We start from the raw sequence: 16,893 nt of genomic DNA on the forward strand, positions 1-16,893 counted from the left end.
ACCTTTTTTTCAATTCCTCATGAACGGGGAGAGAAAACGGTAGGTACTTGCCTTATGAGAGGTTCCTCTCGAAAAGTCTCCCCATTTGTTCTGCCGAGTCTTGAGGACCATAAGAAAAAAGCCGTTTTCCAAAAATTAATTGGAAAACGGCTCTTACTTTTAACTGGATAATTCCTGTGTTTGATGCTGCGGTCTTTTCTCGACCAGCTCCAAAAACTTTCCGAAGGTAGAAGCGAGTATTTGCTGAAAAAGCATACCGAGAACAACGGGAAGTGCAACAGGCGCAGGAAAGTACGTGATCGCCATAACTGCCCCAGCACTAATGTTTCGCATTCCACTGTTGAAGGTTAACGTGACGATCACATCACGCTCCCATCCGAACAGCCTTGCGATCCCCCACCCCATCAAATAACCCAAAATAGCTACAAACAACACAAGGACCGCCATCCCCACCAGTTTTGCGTCCATCATATGAAAGTAAGACGAGACCATCGAGCTGTTGATCGCGACGACAACACCCATTCCCATCTTAGAAAATGGCGCTAATTTTGGTGCCAGCGTTTTTTTGACGTTCCCTTTTGATAAATGGTTGAGCAGCATACCGACAAGCGATGGCAACACGATCATATAAAATAAACCCTTCATCAATTCAGCCAAATCCATCTCAACTGTTGCCCCTAAAAACAAGGACATTCCCAACGGAACAATCAATGGGGAGAGCATCGTATCCAACAAAATAATGGATAGCGTTAGTGCGATGTTCCCGAAATAAATCGATGACCACAAAAAGCTCGTAATCCCCGTTGGAATTAAAGCAGCCAATAAAAAGCCCGTGATGACATGGATATCATCTGGATAAAACAACCGTGCCATTGACCAAGCAATTAGCGGCATAAGGGCATGAAGAATGAATAAGTTGACGATTAAAGGTAGTGGTCTGGTCAGTACCTTTGCAAATTCTTTAAATCCTGAACCCAGACTGCCGGCAAATGTCATGAAGGCAAATACCCAAGGAGACAAAAAAGCAAACGGTTGCAAATGTGTCCCTGCTATTACGCCAATGGCAACACTACTCGGCGTGAGTATGGGCATGATTTTCTCTAGCGATCGATTCAGTTTGGCTAACCCGTTCATCTGATACACCTCAAGTCTCGTCCTTTGATGCTATTGATGTGAGGTATGTTATCATGAACAGATTATTGTTACAAGACCAAAGTTCATTAGTAGATTACATACAAGTCATATATTCGCAATTTCACCTTGCATACTTTCGCACCTGGGAGTAAAGCCTATGACGGAAAGGAGGTATTTTATGAACGGAATGGATTGGGTAGAATTTATCCGAAAAACCGAAGATAAGATGTATCACCTCCATCGAGCGATAGATGGAATCTGTAATGATCCCGACTATAAGGAATCCGTTACGACCTTGACGGAAGTGGTAAGAGATTATCAAGTACTTGTGGAAAAAGCCAAGGGTGAATTACGCGGCATCGACTTCCATCGAGATCGAGAGCGCGCGCATCATTACGATCATGATCACCACTAGCCTATATAGACTCCCAGTTAGGGAGTTCTTCTTCGCTAGGTAATCACAGAATATTCATTTCACCTTGATCATTCTGTCAAAACAGACAGCAAGAACCTCACTCTACCCATATAGTGTGTGAGGTTTTTGAAATAGGCTAGCCCTTCATTTTCTTTTCTATTTCTTTTAAGGATTTCTTCTTCTGGCATGCTGCTTTTACATCGGTTGGCCACGGTTCGTCACTTAGCCTTTGTAAATCTTTTATCAATCGCTTGTCAGCTGTCACATGAATATTGGCATCTGGAAAAGCCTCTTTTAATTTCTTTCCGACTTCTTTTTGAATCGATTCCAGCTTGAACCGATTAAAATTCGTTACTTGAATAGCTACGTCGAGCTCTTTGTCGATTTGCACAGCCACTATTTTGTCTATGCCCTTCACGCTCGCTGTAATCGATCTCGCGCGCTCTTCCCATTGATAATGTCTAACGGGAACAGGCATGCACAAGGACTCCGTTTTTTGCTTCGTTTCTGTACCAGATTGCTTCGTACACCCCGTTACAATCAAAGCAAAAGCCAGCGTCAGCACCACGAAAGTTGCCCGCACACAAAACACCTCCTGACCAAAATCACCTGTTACTAGCTTGACCTGGAACGGAGGAAGTATGTAAAAAAAAAGCGGTGACTCCTCTGCATAATTTGAGTCACCGCGGACCCCAAGAACATTGCAAGTCCTATGTATAAGGATATAAAAAATCGCATCGAAACGCGATAGGAGATAGCTGGATATAACATGGAACAAAAAAAATCCCAACCAACAAAAAGTGGTTGGGGCGTACGGGGTAGTACGCATATGTCATACGTGAATGATATAAGCATAAAGGACTTCGCTTCAATTGACAACGAACAATAATAGGTACATTTACCTATCGGTGGAACAAAAAAATTGCGCCGACTTTGACTGCATCATTTAGTCGAACGCGTTGAATAGAATCCCCAAGGTTGGATTATACTAGCTAGCTTGGATTACTTTTCTATTATCTTGAAAACTTATCGTTCACGCTATGCGAAAATAATGGTAACAGGTGAAAATCTTTCCTATAAAGCTTGATCTACTATAGAAACCCTTCGCTGAAATGTGTGATTTGCTACAAAAAAGCCAGCCAGAAGTTTCTAATCGTGTTATGATATCCCTGTAAAATCTTGAGGAGTTGAGATCATGAATAGAGAGCAATGGACAGCGGTTGATCACTATTTTACGGATAAATTACTGGAAGCCGATCCCGTTCTAGTCACAGTTCTTCAAGAGAACGCAGCTGCAGGCCTTCCAGCTATTGATGTAGCACCCAATCAGGGTAAATTCCTTCATCTGTTAGCACGGATCCAAGGCGCTCGTTCGATCTTGGAAATTGGCACTCTTGGTGGATACAGTACCATCTGGCTAGCCCGGGCACTCCCTGCTGACGGGCGTCTCATTACTCTCGAATATGATCCGAAGCATGCAGAAGTTGCACAATCGAATATTGCACGCGCAGGACTCGATCAAATCGTAGAAGTGAAAGTCGGACTTGCCCTTGATTCCCTCATCCAACTTCACAAAGAAAATCAGGGTCCTTTTGATATGATTTTTATAGATGCAGATAAAAAAGGAAACCCCGACTATTTCCAATGGGCATTGAAGCTCTCTCGCAAAGGTACTGTGATTATCACGGATAATGTTGTACGAAGTGGTCAAGTCTTGGACGAAACAAGCACGGATCCTAATATTGTCGGTGTACGTCAATTCACCGATTTGGTAGCGGAAGAGCAACGTGTCAGTGGAACCGTTGTACAGACAGTTGGCAGCAAGGGCTATGATGGCTTTGCGATCATGCTTGTCACCGGAGAGAACTAGTCTTTTTCACTTTCAAAGGTTGTAACGAGTAGGAGTGTGTACATCTTGTTTAGGCTTGGTTTACCTAGCTTTATGCTCATCGCTAATGTCATTTTGGTTCTCACGGTACTTTCGTTGATTATCAAAGTGTTGGTGAAGAGAGAATAGCTGATGTTTTTTGGAGGTGCTTTTCCTTGGAGCCATTGCGTGATCAGTCCCTTGCTTTACGTGAAGTAACAGAAGCAGATCTCCCTATATTTTACAGGCAGCAATTGGACAAATCTGCTCATGAGATGGCGGCCTTTACTGTCAAGGACCCTGAAGATAGAGACGGATTCACCGCTCATTGGACAAGGATTTTGAACAATGATTCGATTGTGAAAAAAGCCATTGTCTTGAATGGGCAGATTGTCGGTCATGTTTTGTGCTTTGAACTGTTTGGCTTGCCTACGATTGGATACTGGATTGACAAAAGCTTTTGGGGTAAAGGAATCGCGACAAATGCACTTACCCTCTTTTTAGAGGAACTCCGAACACGTCCTGTATATGCGCGTGTCGCTCATGACAACATTGCATCCATACGTGTGTTAGAAAAAAACGGTTTTCAGCCTATTGGTGTCGATCGGGCATTTTCGGAGGCACGAAGTGAAGAAGTGGAAGAACTCATTTTGATCAAACACACATGAGGTCAGAAGCGCTTCCGTGAGCGCTTCTCCTTTTTTTATGCAGCGCTCATTTTCTAAATGGAAAGGGACATCCTACATGCAAGCAACGATATCTGCCATGCACTTAGAAACAGAACGACTCATCATCCGTCCTTACGCAGAGGATGATTTGATGGAATCTTTTGAACTCATGCAAAACCCGGAGTTGTTTACCTACCTGCCCATGGACGTATTGCCTCTGGAAAACTACAAGCGCTTATTTCGCTGGCTACGAAGCAGTTATGAAACCCCTTTTGACAAGCCTTTTAAATATTCTGTGGCCATACGCGAAAAGGCTACTGGCAGGTTCATTGGCTGGTGTGGTGTTGACGTTCTCGATTTTCTGGCTCCGGAAAAAGAGCTCTATTATTTAATCGGACGGGATTATTGGGGGAACGGCTATGCTTTTGAAGCTGCCTCCGCTCTTACTACGTACGCATTTGATGTAATCGGATTGGAACGATTGTACGGAAAAGCACACCCAGACAATAAAGCATCGCTACACATCATTGAGAAACTCGGCTTCTCTTTTGAACGCGTCTTAGATGGCCTAACTGGGGACGACGAGGACTGCAACGGTGAATGGTTATATGTTTTGACGAAATAAACAAGAGAGCATACAAAGGGGCCTGCTGTATGGCAGCCCATTCACTCCCCTACCCAAACGTTCCGCCATTCTTTCGAAAGCATTCGTCAAAATCTTCCTACATGTGTTATAATAAAAGTACAGTATTCTCTTCTTACCGAATTTTTGAATAACCAACACAATTGAATGCGGTAGTTCTTAAGATGATCTCCTGAAACAGCGAGGATCATCTTTTTTGTTCTTTCTAGCAAACATCACATGACGAAAGGTTGTAGATGATATGGATGCATTGCCTTGCCAAGGCTGTAAAGGATTGTGCTGTGGTCCAGTTCCCATAACAGAGAAGGAGTATAAAATGATACACAAGAAATTGAAAGCGCTTCCAAAAAAGCTCCGTGACGATCTGAAAAATCAACCGAGAATGTTTGGAACTTGTATCTTCTACGACATGCAAAAAGATCTGTGTGGCATCCATAGCGTTCGACCGGAAGTGTGTCGCGCTTTTGGGTATTACAAAGAGCTTGTCTGTTTTCGCAAACCGGAATTGGCAACGAAAGAAGCGCTGACCTTCAAAGAGAAACAGATTGGGTATTTGAGTATTGATTTTACTTGGCAGCATTTTTAAAGAAACGGAGCTTTCAGAATGAAGCAAATCATGGATCTCAACTGAATAATAATGTTATAGGAAGGCAGCATCACTTCATTTCATCCGCCGAGGGTAGTGTATGAGAAGGAGGCTCATTATGCTGAGAAAGAGTACAAATGCAGGTAGAAGGTCAGCAGTAATGACTGGGGTGTTATTAATAGTCGGGTTGGTTACAGGTATATGTAGTGTTGTTCCTGTTATAGATGGAGCAAACTACCTTGTCGAAGCTTCTACAAATGAAAATCAGGTACGAATAGGTGCGTTTTTCCAGTTGTTAATGGTCGTTGCCTATGTTGGTATACCTATTTGGTTATATCCGATTTTAAGTAAGCATCATAAAGGTTTAGCTCTTGGCTCTGTTGCTTTTGGGATCATTGCGGGTGTGTTCATTATTATTGGTGTAATCACTCTTCTGTTGCTATTGACAGTAAGCCACGAATTTGCAAAAGTTGGAACTTTGCATGTATCGTATTTTCAGACCCTGGGTGGATTGTTACGGGAAGGACGTGATTTGGTTAACCATGTGGCAACGACACTGGCATTTGTTTTGGCTATGTTCTTGTTTACCTGCGTATTTTACCAAACAAAATTAGTTCCACGGTGGTTGTCAGTCTGGGGTCTTATTGGGTCTACATTGTCCATATTGGCAAGCTTATTCTTTATGATTCGCTTCATCGGTCTGGATGCAACCTACATGACGTTGAACATTCCAATAGCCTTTCAACAATTGGTTTTGGCTATATGGCTAATCATGAAAGGATTCAACTCAACGGAACAGGATTGAGAAAGGGATGTCTCCTGACTTTTCATTGGAGACATCCCTTTTTTTACACGCTTTCACGCATCCCTTTACTCCACACTAACCAAAACGCGCTCCAACGCATCCAGCGCCTGTTCCGCGTCTGCACCATCCGCAGTCAAGACGACCGACTGTCCTTTTGAAACAGCAAGGGACATGACGCCGATAATACTCTTGGCATTCACCTTCTTCTCATCCTTGTTCAATCCGATTTCACTGGAAAAGGAAGCTGCCACTTTCACAAACAAAGTAGCCGGACGCGCGTGTAATCCCTGTGCCAACCCGACGATGACCTGTCTCTCTCTCATCTGATTCACTCCTACCCCTTTCTCGTAAAATTGCTACAGGCCTTCTATAGCAGTCAGCAGTTCTTCTACCTGATCCAAACGAGTCAATCCCGTTTCCTTGTCGACGATCGATGTATAAATGTGAGGAATGACCTGCTTTGCACCTGCGGCAAGGCATACCTCCACAATCGGACGAATCGAAGCTGCATCGATCCCGCCAGTCGGCTCAAAAACGGGAATCCCGTAACGTACGGCTGCTTCTGCCATCGCTTTGATTTCATTGAGCCTCTCCAGCCCGTCAACTGGATAAAATTTGACCGAGTGTACGCCAATCTCCGCCAACATCGCGGCGGCTGCATCGCAAGAGAGCCATTCAGACACTTTGTTGCTCATTGGTCCTGTGGTGACTTGAACCTTTCCTGGTTGTCCGCCGGGGGCAATCAATGCATTCACGATGGTATGCGAGTTGCCGACTGCCTGTAGCCCCCCGAGCGTATAGCCTGCTGCCGGAAATACCTGATTGACGTGATCTGGCTGTGTCTGCACCGCGACTTCAGCGACCTTTTTCCATTGAGTAGGATCACCTGCGCCCAGCCCTACAGACACTGGTACACCTGCTTGCTGATATTGTTCAACTGCGGTTATTGCTGCTTCTACGGACGCAAATCCTTTGACTAAGATTCCGATAAGAGCGCGGCCATCAGCCACGGAACATATTTGTTTTGCGTTTTCTACATCCCTTGCCAAAACGTTTAAACGAATTTTCGGTGTGCCCACTTTTGTTATTCTCCTTCTCTCTGTTTTAGCAGCAGTTCCTTCATTCGCGCTGCGATGATGTGCTCTTGCCCCTGGTGAAACGGTCGTGGATCAAAGGCAATCATACCCGTATTCACATAATGGTTGCGGGTAAAAATAGCTGGATTTCCTTGCTCCAGTTGGCGTGTAAGCTCCCGAGCAGTCATTCCCGTCACTCGTTCGTCAAGCTGAACTTGCACGCGATAGATCGCCCGACCTGCCTCATCCTGTGCGATCACTGCTTTCACACCAGGCAAGCTGTTCAGTTCCCCTGCCAGCCACTCTACTCGCCTACGCTGCTCGGGAACATTTTGCTTTTCGGGGTGATATTGTCCAATCGCTGCAAGTAAACCCGCAATGGCTTCCTTTCCTACCTTCATGGCACGACCGATGCCTTTATATTGCGCGCGACATGCAGCCACCAGATCGGCACGACCTGTGATAAACCCAGACGTTGGCCCGCCGATTGCTTTTCCGCCACTGTAGATGACCAGATCGGCACCCATCGCTACATAGCGCCGCAGATCCTCCTCCGCCGCTGCGTCTACGATTACCGGAATTCCAAACTCCCGACCGAGTTGAAGCATCGTGTCTAGCGACTGCATCCCTTTTTGAATCGCATGATGAGATTTGACATAGAGCAGCGCAGCGGTCTGATCATCAATGGCTTCTCGCAAATGGTCTTCTTCTACGTGATTGGCATGCCCGACCTCTACGACTTTCCCACCGCCCAGTGCAATCATCTGTTGAATGGAAGCACCGAAGTGCACCGCGTGTCCTTTTTGGATAATGATCTTGTTATTCAACCCGTCGGAAAGAGGAAGCCGTTCGATCAAACTCAGATGGCAACCGGCTATGACTGCCGCTACACTAATGGCAATGCCTGCAGCTGCTCCCGAGGTAGGACAACCGTCTTCTGCTCCGGTCGCCTCTGCGATATGACGACCTGCCACAATCATCAGCTCGCTAATTTCTACATAATCCATGGCCGCTTCTCCCATGGCCTGTGCGATAGAAGGATGGACGGCACTTGCACCCAGTGCCGTCATCTTACCGCTTGCGTTAATGACTTGCTTCAACCCTAGCTGCTGATAGATTCCCATGGTTTGCCCATCCTTCCTGTGAAAACTCTTCGCTCTTCCGTCATTGTGTCGGGATCGGGAAAATGGCTCCAAGGATCATGGCTCCGATAATCGCACCACCCGCAATCGGTTTGTTGTAATAGTAAAAAATCGCTGCACCTGCTGTTGCGCCGAGTCCAACTGGAATCGAAGCCATAATCGCCGAAATGACAATCAATGGACCTAAGTAACGACCTGCTGCATTTCCGGCTCCCATCATGACATCCGCACCAAAAGTGGAGTTCGATGCGTTGATCGTGTACTTCCGAATCAAAATAATCACGGTACCAATGATGAAGCCCAAGAGTGCACCTGTCGCCAGCGCCAAAGGAAAAGAAGTCAACGGAGCTGTAAAGCCTGCTCCCAACATCAATGCTGGAACGCCAATCCCGATACCTGTTTGCAACGAGCCGCCAATATCGAGAATTCCAACCAGCGGTCCCTCCAAAACGCGGGCGAACAAAAAGCTCGCACCAAACGCAGCAGCCGCCCCGTATCCGCCACCCTTGATCCCTGCCTCCAGCATCGCAACGATGGCGATATCGTTAAAGGCCCCGACATGATACACATAGTAAAGATGAGTACCTGCAAAGATGCCTGAAGACAAACACGCCACAAAGAGGGGAAATGCCCATTCTGAATACCAAAACCCTTTTGCCTGCAATTCACCCATTACTTTTTCACCACCGATCCGAATGTTTCGTGAAGCTCTATCAACCACTGTGGAATTTCTACATACATGCTCTTCAAGAGCGCGACGTCAAAACCGCGGAAGAAGCCACTGAATACAAACAAGAGAATGACTGCAATAAACATGGATTTCGTAATTTTGTTCCAACCACTGTCATCCAAGCCTTTACCGATCAATATACCCAAGACGATTCCAGGCACCGCATTGCCCATGACCAAATGCGATAAACCGCCCAAGACCGTTCCCCAAATCCCTGTCCGTTTGCCTGCATCCATCGCCGCCATCCAGAACACAATCGGCATGATCGGGTTGATCAACCAGTTCGCAGCAGGAACCAGTACCTTTGTCGCGACGAGCTGCATCGATTCGGGAATCGCTGTTGCTGTAGAATTCAAAAGTGTGACCACAACGACACCAACCGCCGCCCCGGCAATCGCCATTTGCTTTGGATTGTGCAACGTCTCTGCCACATTCTTGTTACGCCAGAGCAGCACAGCCGCTGCCCAGTTCGGGATGACGCGATGATCCACATCTTGCGTCAAAGCACCGGCACCGACAACAGACGCCCATGAGTTGAACAAAAAGCCAAGTCCAAATGAAAAGTGGGAAATGGGATCGCCCGCACATGCGTTCAGCTCTCCAAAAGTCCGGAAGGCTCCCATCCCTTGGACATTGGGTGCATGGAACATCCTCGCCGCCCCCGCACCAACACCGAAGCCGACCAATGCCCCGATGACGATCGACTTCAACACAATCATCAAAGTAACCATGAACCTACCCCCTGTCTGCTTCTATCGCTGACGAACCAACTGCCCCATACCCGCAGTCTGCTCGGTCTGCTGCTGAAACGTTATGTTTTCTACCTGGACCAGTCCCAGCCTCACTTGAATATCTACAGTGATGTCATACCGCGTTCGTTTGCGTGGAAAGAACAATCCAAAAAACCGCTCATGCTTCACTGTTTCTGTCGCAGACACAATGGAAACTCCTACTGGTTCGATTCGCACGACCAAATCACTCGTCTGTCTCGCCACTACATGCTTGATTTGGGAAAAAATCTTGTTGAAGGCTCCTTCTTTCGTATCGCCACTGCCGGATAATCGCAAGGTCAGCGTCGTCTCCGTGTACATGGATTACTTCCCTCCCAGCTTGATATATTCTTCCACCATGCGTCTGCCCAGCTCTTCTATATCCATGAAGCCAAAACCAATCACTTTTTTGCCGCTACGCAAGGCAGTAATACCAGCATCGACTGAGCGCAAGCCGTACTCGACTGGAAAACCATACTTGGTCTTGGCAGTCAGTGCCCCAGCCCCACCACTTCCGCAAAAGGAAAGCCCGAGATCTGCACTCTCACTGACCATGACATCTCCTACCTTCATATCAGCGCCAACACCTGGAATGACGATCGCGGTCCCGCCAGCAGCTTCGATTCCTTTTGCGATGTTCTGTCCTTTTCCGAGACGATCACCAATTACGATTTTTACCTTAGACATATACATACCCTCCTTTTATTCACAGCGATGATTTACGTTGGCCCCATCTGCATGGCACGAATGGCTTCAAAATGAACAGCCAACAGAAACGCTTCAGTATCATCTGCCTGCCACGCACTTTTTTCTTCTGAGAGGACTTTGTGTGAGAGTGTAACCATATCGGGATGAATTTCGGCGAACAACTCCGCTTCAATCACGGGCAGCTTTTCACCGTTTGTCATCCGTCGTACAAATGCCAGTACATGAGCTCCGATAGCTAGCCAGCGATCTCGCGGTATATGAATCTCCATGAGGCGAAACTCCTCCTCTATTTTTTGGAGAATCTGTTTTGATTCAGAAATTTCAGATAAATAATCCGATTTTGTCTCAGCCAGTTCCTTGAGAATGTCATCAATCATTTGCATGTCAGTACCTTTCCCGAAGTAATCGCTTGATAAGCCACTATTCTTTCCTTTGTCTCCAACGTTTCTTGTTCACTGTCCGTCAAAATTGTCGGCTCTTTTTTGATCTGCAAAATGGATACGTCCGCGCATGCCCCTATTTTCAACGTTCCGATCTCGTTTTCCAGCCCGAGAATTCGTGCTGGACCTAGCGTACTCGCCGCAATCACATCGTCGAGCGAGTAGCCCATAGCGAGAAACTTCGTAAGTGTGTGCGTCAAGCTGTGCACAGGACCATCGATGTTGCGCTGGTGAACATCCGTGCTAATGACATGTGGCATAATACCTTGGGCCTGCGCATGACGCAGTGTTTGGAAGCTGAAGCTCGCTTCGCCGTGCCCGATGTCGAGTAAGACTCCCCGCTCCAACGCGTCTTGCGCCTCTGGAATCAACTCGCCTCGTTCGTCGAACATCCCTCCTTTTTTTCCGTGAAACGCATGTGTCACCACGTCTCCTCGGTCTAGCAGAGGCAATATTTCCGTGAGTTTTGGCGGAGCGTTTCCGATGTGCACCATCATGGGAACGCCCGCTTCCCTTGCGGCTTCCTTGGCTACGAGCAAGGGATGGATCCCGTTTTGCTTGACGACAGAACCGCTCATGCGGGCTTTTATCCCTCGTAGTATCGGCTGTTCTCGTATGAGGGCTGCCGCTTCTTTCGGGGTTAACCGCGACATGTCTGCGAGCTCCCCGCCGCCTGTGCACAAACCATCCCCTGAAATGTTCAGAAATGCCAGAACACGAGTAACAGAAGGATACACTGCTTCTTCAAGAAAAGCATCAAACGACCATAGCCCGACACTGCCAGCATCTACTACGGTTGTCACTCCTTGCTCGACGCCGACCCGATCCGCGACTACGCCCAAACTCGTCTTTGTCGGAAAAACGTGAGCGTGCAGATCGATCAGACCGGGGGTCACCACATATCCCTCTGCATCGATCGTCTCCTTGCTTTCCAGATTCATCCCTTGGTCATCGGTTGTCTTCCCTTTCTCATACAACCCAACGATCCGCCCTTCCCGAATAGCAAGATCATAGTGCCCGTTCACATTCTGCGAAGGATCAATGACCTGTCCGTTGCGTATGAGTAGATCCACTTTCACTCTCTACCGTCCCCTTTCCTAAAAAATAGCGCATAATGGCCGTCACTTCACTAGGCGGAACTTGGAGGTTTGCCTCAGCCAACAATTGGTTCAGCTTTTCACGCCATGCCTTCCATTCTCTCGATTCTGCCTCAGTCGCCGATTCCCACTCCTCCTGATAGGGTGAGCCAAAAGCCAGTCGATTCACCATCAACAGCAGGTGCAGCGTCAGTCCGCTTGCCATTTGTTCCGTTACGTACTCCCGAAAAGCAGTCACGATTTTTTGACTGATCTCATACCCTTTGCAGATAACTTCCTGGGACAATCTCTCCACCACCGGCAAATCTGACGGATTGAGATCAGTAGTCAGTGTTGGGAACCAAGCTTCCTTGCGAGCATTCACAGCCTGTTGTCGATTTCCTTCCGCCACTTGCAAAGCTTCCAGACAGTTCTGAATCTGGTTGATATCTTGGCGTGTTGGAAGAGGACTGACAATCACAACAGGCACCTCGGCTTTGATCGGCAGGACACTGATGATGACATCCACGCGACGACTCGCCAAATACTTCTCTACCTCTGTGCTGGAACACAGACCTACGACCCGAAGTGAACGCAATTCGCTTTCCAGATACGTTTTCAAAAACCGCGAAGTCCCTCTGCCTGTTCCGCAAACGACAAGCGCATCTGCCTTTTTCTGCTCCAGCCAGCGATCATAACCTGCTTGGAAATGCAGGACAAAGTAAGCAATGTCTGCATCAAGCCAATAGACCCCCCGATGCCAAAATACTTCTTCGCAAGAGCGTTTGACTGCATCAAACATGCGTGCGTAGGAACGGCGAATCTCCTCCGTCAGTGGATTCGCAAAAAGAACTCCCTGACGATAACGGTTCAAGCTATCATCCAGATGAGCAAAAAGCAGTCTGACCAGCTCCTGATCCTCGTACAACGGTGCCAACATCCGACTGCTAACCGCTTCTGTCAGCTCCTTGGTTGCCTGGAAAACGTCCAAAACGATCCTACCTGCACGCGCTTCTCTTGGCACCTGTTCAGTCCCTAGTAGCGGAAGGCACGCATACGCAATCTCGTGTTCGGGAATATCGACGTTCAATCGCTGGCAGAATGCTCGAACCTCGTGTGAAAACAGCTCGTACCCGCTCCAATGCCTCGCTTCTCCCATCTCGGCATCATCCGCATTGACCATTTGGCCCCTTTGTACACGATGGACGACAATGCATAAGCGAATCAGTAAACTAATCAACACTCGGTCTGCCAGCGTCTCCGCAGCAGCATTCATCCATGCTTTGATGCTGTGAATGATCTCCCCTAACTCTGTCCGACTGATCAGCCATTTCTCCAATAACGGACCTGTTCGCGCTTCTTGTCCATACTCTAAAAGCATTCCCTGTACCATCCGATACATGTCGATTCCATCCAGCAGATCGTGAATCAAGTTTTCGAGAGCATACCGCTTGTGCCGCTCACTCCCGTCCACACGTACACCGTACCTTGGCTTCGTGACGAGCTCGAGACGCCAGCCATCGAGCAGCTTTTCCGCGTCCTTGACATCGGCCACGACAGTATTGCGACTGACTCCCATATGGTCGGCCAAATCGTTCATCCGCTGATACCCTTCTGACAGCAGAAGAATGAACAAAAAATGCTTGACCCGATCCTTTTGCGGCAGAATGAGTGTCTTGCTGTCATCCCTTTGCAAATTTTCCTTCAAAGCATTTCGATGCTCTTGCTCTTCCGTTATCCACAGCCCTTTATTCGGTTGAGAATGGAGGATGACATTTCGTTCCTTTAGCCATTGCCTGACGTTATCCAGGTCGTACTTGACGGTGCGTTCGCTTACCTGGAAATCGCGCGCGACGTCCTTAATTTTCAGCGGATAGTAGCTGTCGAGTATCACCTTCAGTAATGCATGGGAACGTGTGGTTAAGAAGACCATTCCTTTCTCCTTTCCATAAAAAGCTGTGTCCTTGCTTGAGATTCATTATAGAAAACGCTTTCTCAGTGGTAAAGAACGATTCCTTTCCCCATCAATCGTGCAATTTTTGCAATTATCAGTTCGATTCGACAGCGCATAGAAAAAGCCCGCAACGAAAGGTTACGGACCTCTACTTTTAAAATGAGCTCACTTACAGGATTCCACCCAAGCTCGCACCTTTGACAAACAGTCGTTCGATATTTTTCTCGACAGTTGGATCGGGTACCAATGGCGGTGCTTGATGGGGCTTGGTACGTGCATCGATAATCAGATTATCACAACCCCAATGCTTGTTCTCGTAGTAGCTGTTCACGCCGTAAATGTCGTGGGATGGATTACTGCGTGTAAAGGTTGCCCACAGGAAGTTTTGAAGAGACGTGCTCATGAATGTACTGTCGTCACAAAGGATGATCATCGGGCAAGACGGGATCGGACCTCTCGCTTGAATCGCGTCACACAGATTCTGTAATTGCTGCTGGGCGCTCGCGTAATCGGTAAAAGCAGGACCTTGGATCGACACCACACCTGGCATAATCAAGCGGGCATTCTCAAACTCTCGCAAATCCTTCAGCTCATCCGGCACCTCTTTGCACAGCTCTCGTTTTTGATCGCCGTAAGCAGCGAGGACAACCTTACTGCCGCTGTTTAAGCCTGTTCCCGAATAATCCAACGTATCAATGGTCGTGTTTGTATAAAAATGAACATCGCGATGCAGATCGATTCTCTCCAAAATATAGGTCATAAAATCGACTTCATCATGCGTCGTCAATGGTCGATTTTCTTCTGCGGTAATGAATAAATACTTGGCCAAGCTCAATTGGCCAGTTCCTAAAATGCGGTTGGCAATGGTGAGCATCTCCGTCGGCTGTTTGACTTGCTGATAAGGCGTATATCGCTCGCTTCCGATGGCAAACAGCAGCGGATGCACACCGGCAGCATCTACAGCATGAACTTCTTTTACACCTGGGATTTCTTGCTTGATCGCATCGCCCGTTAACTCGTGAATCAGTTGACCAAATGACGTATCTTCTTGTGGCGGACGGCCCACAACTGTGAATGGCCAGATCGCATTCGGCTTGGCGTACACTTTCTTTACCTTCATCACAGGGAATGGATGGATCAGACTGTAATAGCCCAAATGGTCGCCGAATGGTCCTTCTGGTTTCGTATCTCCAGGATAAATATCTCCCGTGATTACAAAATCCGCATCATTGCTTATGCAGTAACCATCGATATAGCTGTAGTGAAAACGACGCCCAGAAAGCAAACCGGCAAAAGTAATTTCGCTCAAGCCTTCTGGCAACGGCATGACAGCCGATAAAGTATGGGCAGGCGGACCGCCAACGAAACAACTTACTTTCAGCGGCATCCCCATTTTGGTCGCTTTGGCTTGGTGGACACCAATTCCACGATGGATTTGATAGTGCAAGCCAATTTCTTTGTTTACCTCATATTCATTACCAGTCAACTGCACACGGTACATCCCCAAATTGGAATTCATGATTCCAGGCTTGTCCGGATCTTCCGAATAGATTTGGGGCAACGTGACAAAAGCTCCACCATCCATCGGCCAGCTTTGGATAAGTGGCAAGTCTGTTATGCTGATTTCCTGTGCGGTTACCGGCATGCTAGTCGATTTTTTTGCAGGCAAAGCCTTTAGAGCAGCAAAGCCGTTTTCGATATTTTTAAATGGCTGCTTTAGCGCTTTCATCGGATCATTGCGCATAGCGATTATATTTTCAGCGGCTTGCCAGGTGCTTCTGAAAATAAACTTGCTGCGCTCAATTGTGCCAAAAAGATTGGATACCGCACGAAACTTTGAGCCTTTTACGTTTTCAAACAGTAAGGCTGGCCCGCCAGCTTCGTACACCTTCAAGTGAATCGCGGCCATTTCTAGATAGGGATCTACTTCTTCGCGAATACGGACCAAATGTCCGTGCCTTTCCAAGTCAAGGATGCACTCTTCTAAATTCTGATACATATCTATAGGGCTCCAATCACTAGATTCTAGATTTACCTGTAGATCAATACCTTCTCATCATACAGGAAAGATCCTACAAATTCACGTTACCCTTCCGCACAATTTCTTGAAGCTCGCTCAGTTCTCTGATTTCGTAGGTTGGCTGAATGCTCGTCTGATTTTCCTTGCCCAGAGGGTTGAACCAGCATGTATCGATCCCGTAAAGGGCTCCCCCTTGTATATCAGAGGTCAACGAATCTCCCACCATCAATACGTTCGCCTTCTCCGTCCATTGCAGTTTGGAGTACGCGTATTCAAAAATTTCCCGATCCGGCTTCTTATAGCCGACCTCTTCGGAAATAATCAGGTGCTCAAAAGAGTTGCTAAGCGGTGAAGCGGCAATTCTTGCCGTTTGCACAGAGGCGAACCCATTCGTAATGATCGCCAAGCGGCAATCCTCCAAACTGTTGCACAATTCAACCGCTCCCGGTACCAAATGCACTTCTTTGCCCAAGGATTCGAGATAGGCGCTGCCGAACGCCTCTGCATCGACGTCTAGCTGAACAGCTTTGAAAAGTCTTCGAAATCTCTCTACACCCAGCTCTGCTAGAGTGATTCGCCCCTTTTCTAAATCCTCCCACAATCCTTTACTGATCTCTTTGTAAGTCACTCCATAATCAGACGATCCCGTAGCGAGTCCAAACTGAGAAAACGTCTTTTGCAAAGCATTTTCTTCTGTCGTTTTGAAGTCGAGAAGTGTATCATCTACATCGAATAATATGACTTGATAGCGCATGGTAACCTCCATAAATCTTTACTGATCAAGTATTCGTACAAACTAACACCTTTCTATCATATCAAAAACAGAAGGCCAACCTGCATACAAAAAGCCTCGAACTGT

20 protein-coding genes are annotated in these 16,893 nt (G+C 47.2%); 6 read left to right on the forward strand and 14 right to left on the reverse strand.

Annotation, left to right across the window (positions count from 1 at the left end):
• Nucleotides 1-159: 159 nt before the first annotated feature.
• A complete protein-coding gene (locus HP398_RS21090) occupies nt 160-1,134 on the reverse strand; it encodes a bile acid:sodium symporter family protein (protein ID WP_017249021.1) in 975 nt (324 codons plus the stop codon).
• Nucleotides 1,135-1,312: 178 nt separating this feature from the next.
• On the opposite strand from HP398_RS21090, the gene HP398_RS21095 reads away from it, so the two are divergent.
• Entirely contained in the window at nt 1,313-1,549 is a 237-nt protein-coding gene (locus HP398_RS21095; RefSeq protein ID WP_069844835.1) for a hypothetical protein, read from the forward strand.
• Nucleotides 1,550-1,685: 136 nt separating this feature from the next.
• Here the strand turns inward: HP398_RS21095 and HP398_RS21100 are convergent, their stop codons facing one another.
• Nucleotides 1,686-2,132, reverse strand: coding sequence for a YhcN/YlaJ family sporulation lipoprotein (locus tag HP398_RS21100; protein WP_017249023.1), 447 nt, complete (start codon nt 2,130-2,132; stop codon nt 1,686-1,688).
• A 612-nt stretch (nt 2,133-2,744) separates the two neighbouring features.
• Between HP398_RS21100 and HP398_RS21105 the strand changes: the two genes are divergently transcribed.
• The 5 genes from HP398_RS21105 to HP398_RS21125 all read left to right on the forward strand — a co-directional run bounded on the left by HP398_RS21105 (nt 2,745) and on the right by HP398_RS21125 (nt 6,118).
• Nucleotides 2,745-3,419 (forward strand): O-methyltransferase, encoded by a 675-nt coding sequence (locus HP398_RS21105; RefSeq protein ID WP_173623552.1) that lies wholly within the window; start codon nt 2,745-2,747, stop codon nt 3,417-3,419.
• Nucleotides 3,420-3,592: 173 nt separating this feature from the next.
• Nucleotides 3,593-4,084, forward strand: a complete 492-nt coding sequence (locus HP398_RS21110; RefSeq protein WP_017249026.1) for a GNAT family N-acetyltransferase — start codon at nt 3,593-3,595, stop codon at nt 4,082-4,084.
• Between the two features lie 76 nt (nt 4,085-4,160).
• Entirely contained in the window at nt 4,161-4,709 is a 549-nt protein-coding gene (locus tag HP398_RS21115) for a GNAT family N-acetyltransferase (protein ID WP_173623553.1), read from the forward strand.
• Nucleotides 4,710-4,968: 259 nt separating this feature from the next.
• A complete protein-coding gene (locus HP398_RS21120; RefSeq protein WP_173623554.1) occupies nt 4,969-5,313 on the forward strand; it encodes a YkgJ family cysteine cluster protein in 345 nt (114 codons plus the stop codon).
• Nucleotides 5,314-5,431: 118 nt separating this feature from the next.
• A complete protein-coding gene (locus tag HP398_RS21125) occupies nt 5,432-6,118 on the forward strand; it encodes a DUF4386 domain-containing protein (RefSeq protein WP_173623555.1) in 687 nt (228 codons plus the stop codon).
• A 65-nt stretch (nt 6,119-6,183) separates the two neighbouring features.
• On the opposite strand, the gene HP398_RS21130 is transcribed toward HP398_RS21125, so the two are convergent.
• From HP398_RS21130 to HP398_RS21185, 12 genes are all read right to left on the reverse strand, one after another.
• Nucleotides 6,184-6,441, reverse strand: coding sequence for an HPr family phosphocarrier protein (locus HP398_RS21130; RefSeq protein WP_017249031.1), 258 nt, complete (start codon nt 6,439-6,441; stop codon nt 6,184-6,186).
• Between the two features lie 33 nt (nt 6,442-6,474).
• Nucleotides 6,475-7,197 carry a KDGP aldolase gene (locus HP398_RS21135; protein ID WP_173623556.1) on the reverse strand — a complete coding sequence of 241 codons (723 nt, stop codon included), beginning with the start codon at nt 7,195-7,197 and terminating at the stop codon, nt 6,475-6,477.
• A gap of 5 nt (nt 7,198-7,202) precedes the next feature.
• Complete coding sequence (locus tag HP398_RS21140) at nt 7,203-8,318, reverse strand: DgaE family pyridoxal phosphate-dependent ammonia lyase (RefSeq protein ID WP_017249033.1); 1,116 nt, start codon at nt 8,316-8,318, stop codon at nt 7,203-7,205.
• Between the two features lie 40 nt (nt 8,319-8,358).
• Nucleotides 8,359-9,009, reverse strand: a complete 651-nt coding sequence (locus HP398_RS21145; RefSeq protein ID WP_017249034.1) for a DUF4310 family protein — start codon at nt 9,007-9,009, stop codon at nt 8,359-8,361.
• Complete coding sequence (locus HP398_RS21150; protein ID WP_017249035.1) at nt 9,009-9,797, reverse strand: DUF4311 domain-containing protein; 789 nt, start codon at nt 9,795-9,797, stop codon at nt 9,009-9,011. Before HP398_RS21150 ends, HP398_RS21145 begins: the two co-directional genes overlap by 1 nt.
• 21 nt (nt 9,798-9,818) lie before the next feature.
• Nucleotides 9,819-10,157 carry a DUF4312 family protein gene (locus HP398_RS21155; protein WP_173623557.1) on the reverse strand — a complete coding sequence of 113 codons (339 nt, stop codon included), beginning with the start codon at nt 10,155-10,157 and terminating at the stop codon, nt 9,819-9,821.
• A gap of 3 nt (nt 10,158-10,160) precedes the next feature.
• Complete coding sequence (locus tag HP398_RS21160) at nt 10,161-10,523, reverse strand: SFCGS family glycine-rich protein (protein ID WP_069844824.1); 363 nt, start codon at nt 10,521-10,523, stop codon at nt 10,161-10,163.
• Between the two features lie 32 nt (nt 10,524-10,555).
• Nucleotides 10,556-10,927, reverse strand: a complete 372-nt coding sequence (locus HP398_RS21165) for a hypothetical protein (protein WP_173623558.1) — start codon at nt 10,925-10,927, stop codon at nt 10,556-10,558.
• Nucleotides 10,918-12,063, reverse strand: coding sequence for an amidohydrolase/deacetylase family metallohydrolase (locus HP398_RS21170; protein WP_173623559.1), 1,146 nt, complete (start codon nt 12,061-12,063; stop codon nt 10,918-10,920). Before HP398_RS21170 ends, HP398_RS21165 begins: the two co-directional genes overlap by 10 nt.
• Nucleotides 12,023-13,993: a BglG family transcription antiterminator gene (locus HP398_RS21175; RefSeq protein ID WP_173623560.1), complete on the reverse strand. Its 1,971-nt coding sequence runs from the start codon at nt 13,991-13,993 to the stop codon at nt 12,023-12,025. Before HP398_RS21175 ends, HP398_RS21170 begins: the two co-directional genes overlap by 41 nt.
• 190 nt (nt 13,994-14,183) lie before the next feature.
• Nucleotides 14,184-16,013 (reverse strand): UbiD family decarboxylase, encoded by a 1,830-nt coding sequence (locus HP398_RS21180; protein WP_173623561.1) that lies wholly within the window; start codon nt 16,011-16,013, stop codon nt 14,184-14,186.
• 73 nt (nt 16,014-16,086) lie between these two features.
• Complete coding sequence (locus HP398_RS21185; RefSeq protein WP_017249042.1) at nt 16,087-16,788, reverse strand: YjjG family noncanonical pyrimidine nucleotidase; 702 nt, start codon at nt 16,786-16,788, stop codon at nt 16,087-16,089.
• Nucleotides 16,789-16,893 lie beyond the last annotated feature (105 nt).

It is taken from the genome of Brevibacillus sp. HB1.4B (assembly GCF_013284285.1).
GTDB classification, from domain to species: Bacteria; Bacillota; Bacilli; order Brevibacillales; family Brevibacillaceae; genus Brevibacillus; species Brevibacillus porteri.

Coding starts and splice junctions, on each gene's coding strand:
- HP398_RS21090 (WP_017249021.1), bottom strand. CDS start 1,134: ATGAACGGGTTAGCCAAACTGAATCGATCGCTAGAGAAAATCATGCCC.
- HP398_RS21095 (WP_069844835.1), top strand. CDS start 1,313: ATGAACGGAATGGATTGGGTAGAATTTATCCGAAAAACCGAAGATAAG.
- HP398_RS21105 (WP_173623552.1), top strand. CDS start 2,745: ATGAATAGAGAGCAATGGACAGCGGTTGATCACTATTTTACGGATAAA.
- HP398_RS21115 (WP_173623553.1), top strand. CDS start 4,161: ATGCAAGCAACGATATCTGCCATGCACTTAGAAACAGAACGACTCATC.
- HP398_RS21120 (WP_173623554.1), top strand. CDS start 4,969: ATGGATGCATTGCCTTGCCAAGGCTGTAAAGGATTGTGCTGTGGTCCA.
- HP398_RS21125 (WP_173623555.1), top strand. CDS start 5,432: ATGCTGAGAAAGAGTACAAATGCAGGTAGAAGGTCAGCAGTAATGACT.
- HP398_RS21130 (WP_017249031.1), bottom strand. CDS start 6,441: ATGAGAGAGAGACAGGTCATCGTCGGGTTGGCACAGGGATTACACGCG.
- HP398_RS21140 (WP_017249033.1), bottom strand. CDS start 8,318: ATGGGAATCTATCAGCAGCTAGGGTTGAAGCAAGTCATTAACGCAAGC.
- HP398_RS21145 (WP_017249034.1), bottom strand. CDS start 9,009: ATGGGTGAATTGCAGGCAAAAGGGTTTTGGTATTCAGAATGGGCATTT.
- HP398_RS21150 (WP_017249035.1), bottom strand. CDS start 9,797: ATGGTTACTTTGATGATTGTGTTGAAGTCGATCGTCATCGGGGCATTG.
- HP398_RS21155 (WP_173623557.1), bottom strand. CDS start 10,157: ATGTACACGGAGACGACGCTGACCTTGCGATTATCCGGCAGTGGCGAT.
- HP398_RS21160 (WP_069844824.1), bottom strand. CDS start 10,523: ATGTCTAAGGTAAAAATCGTAATTGGTGATCGTCTCGGAAAAGGACAG.
- HP398_RS21165 (WP_173623558.1), bottom strand. CDS start 10,927: ATGCAAATGATTGATGACATTCTCAAGGAACTGGCTGAGACAAAATCG.
- HP398_RS21175 (WP_173623560.1), bottom strand. CDS start 13,993: ATGGTCTTCTTAACCACACGTTCCCATGCATTACTGAAGGTGATACTC.
- HP398_RS21180 (WP_173623561.1), bottom strand. CDS start 16,013: ATGTATCAGAATTTAGAAGAGTGCATCCTTGACTTGGAAAGGCACGGA.
- HP398_RS21185 (WP_017249042.1), bottom strand. CDS start 16,788: ATGCGCTATCAAGTCATATTATTCGATGTAGATGATACACTTCTCGAC.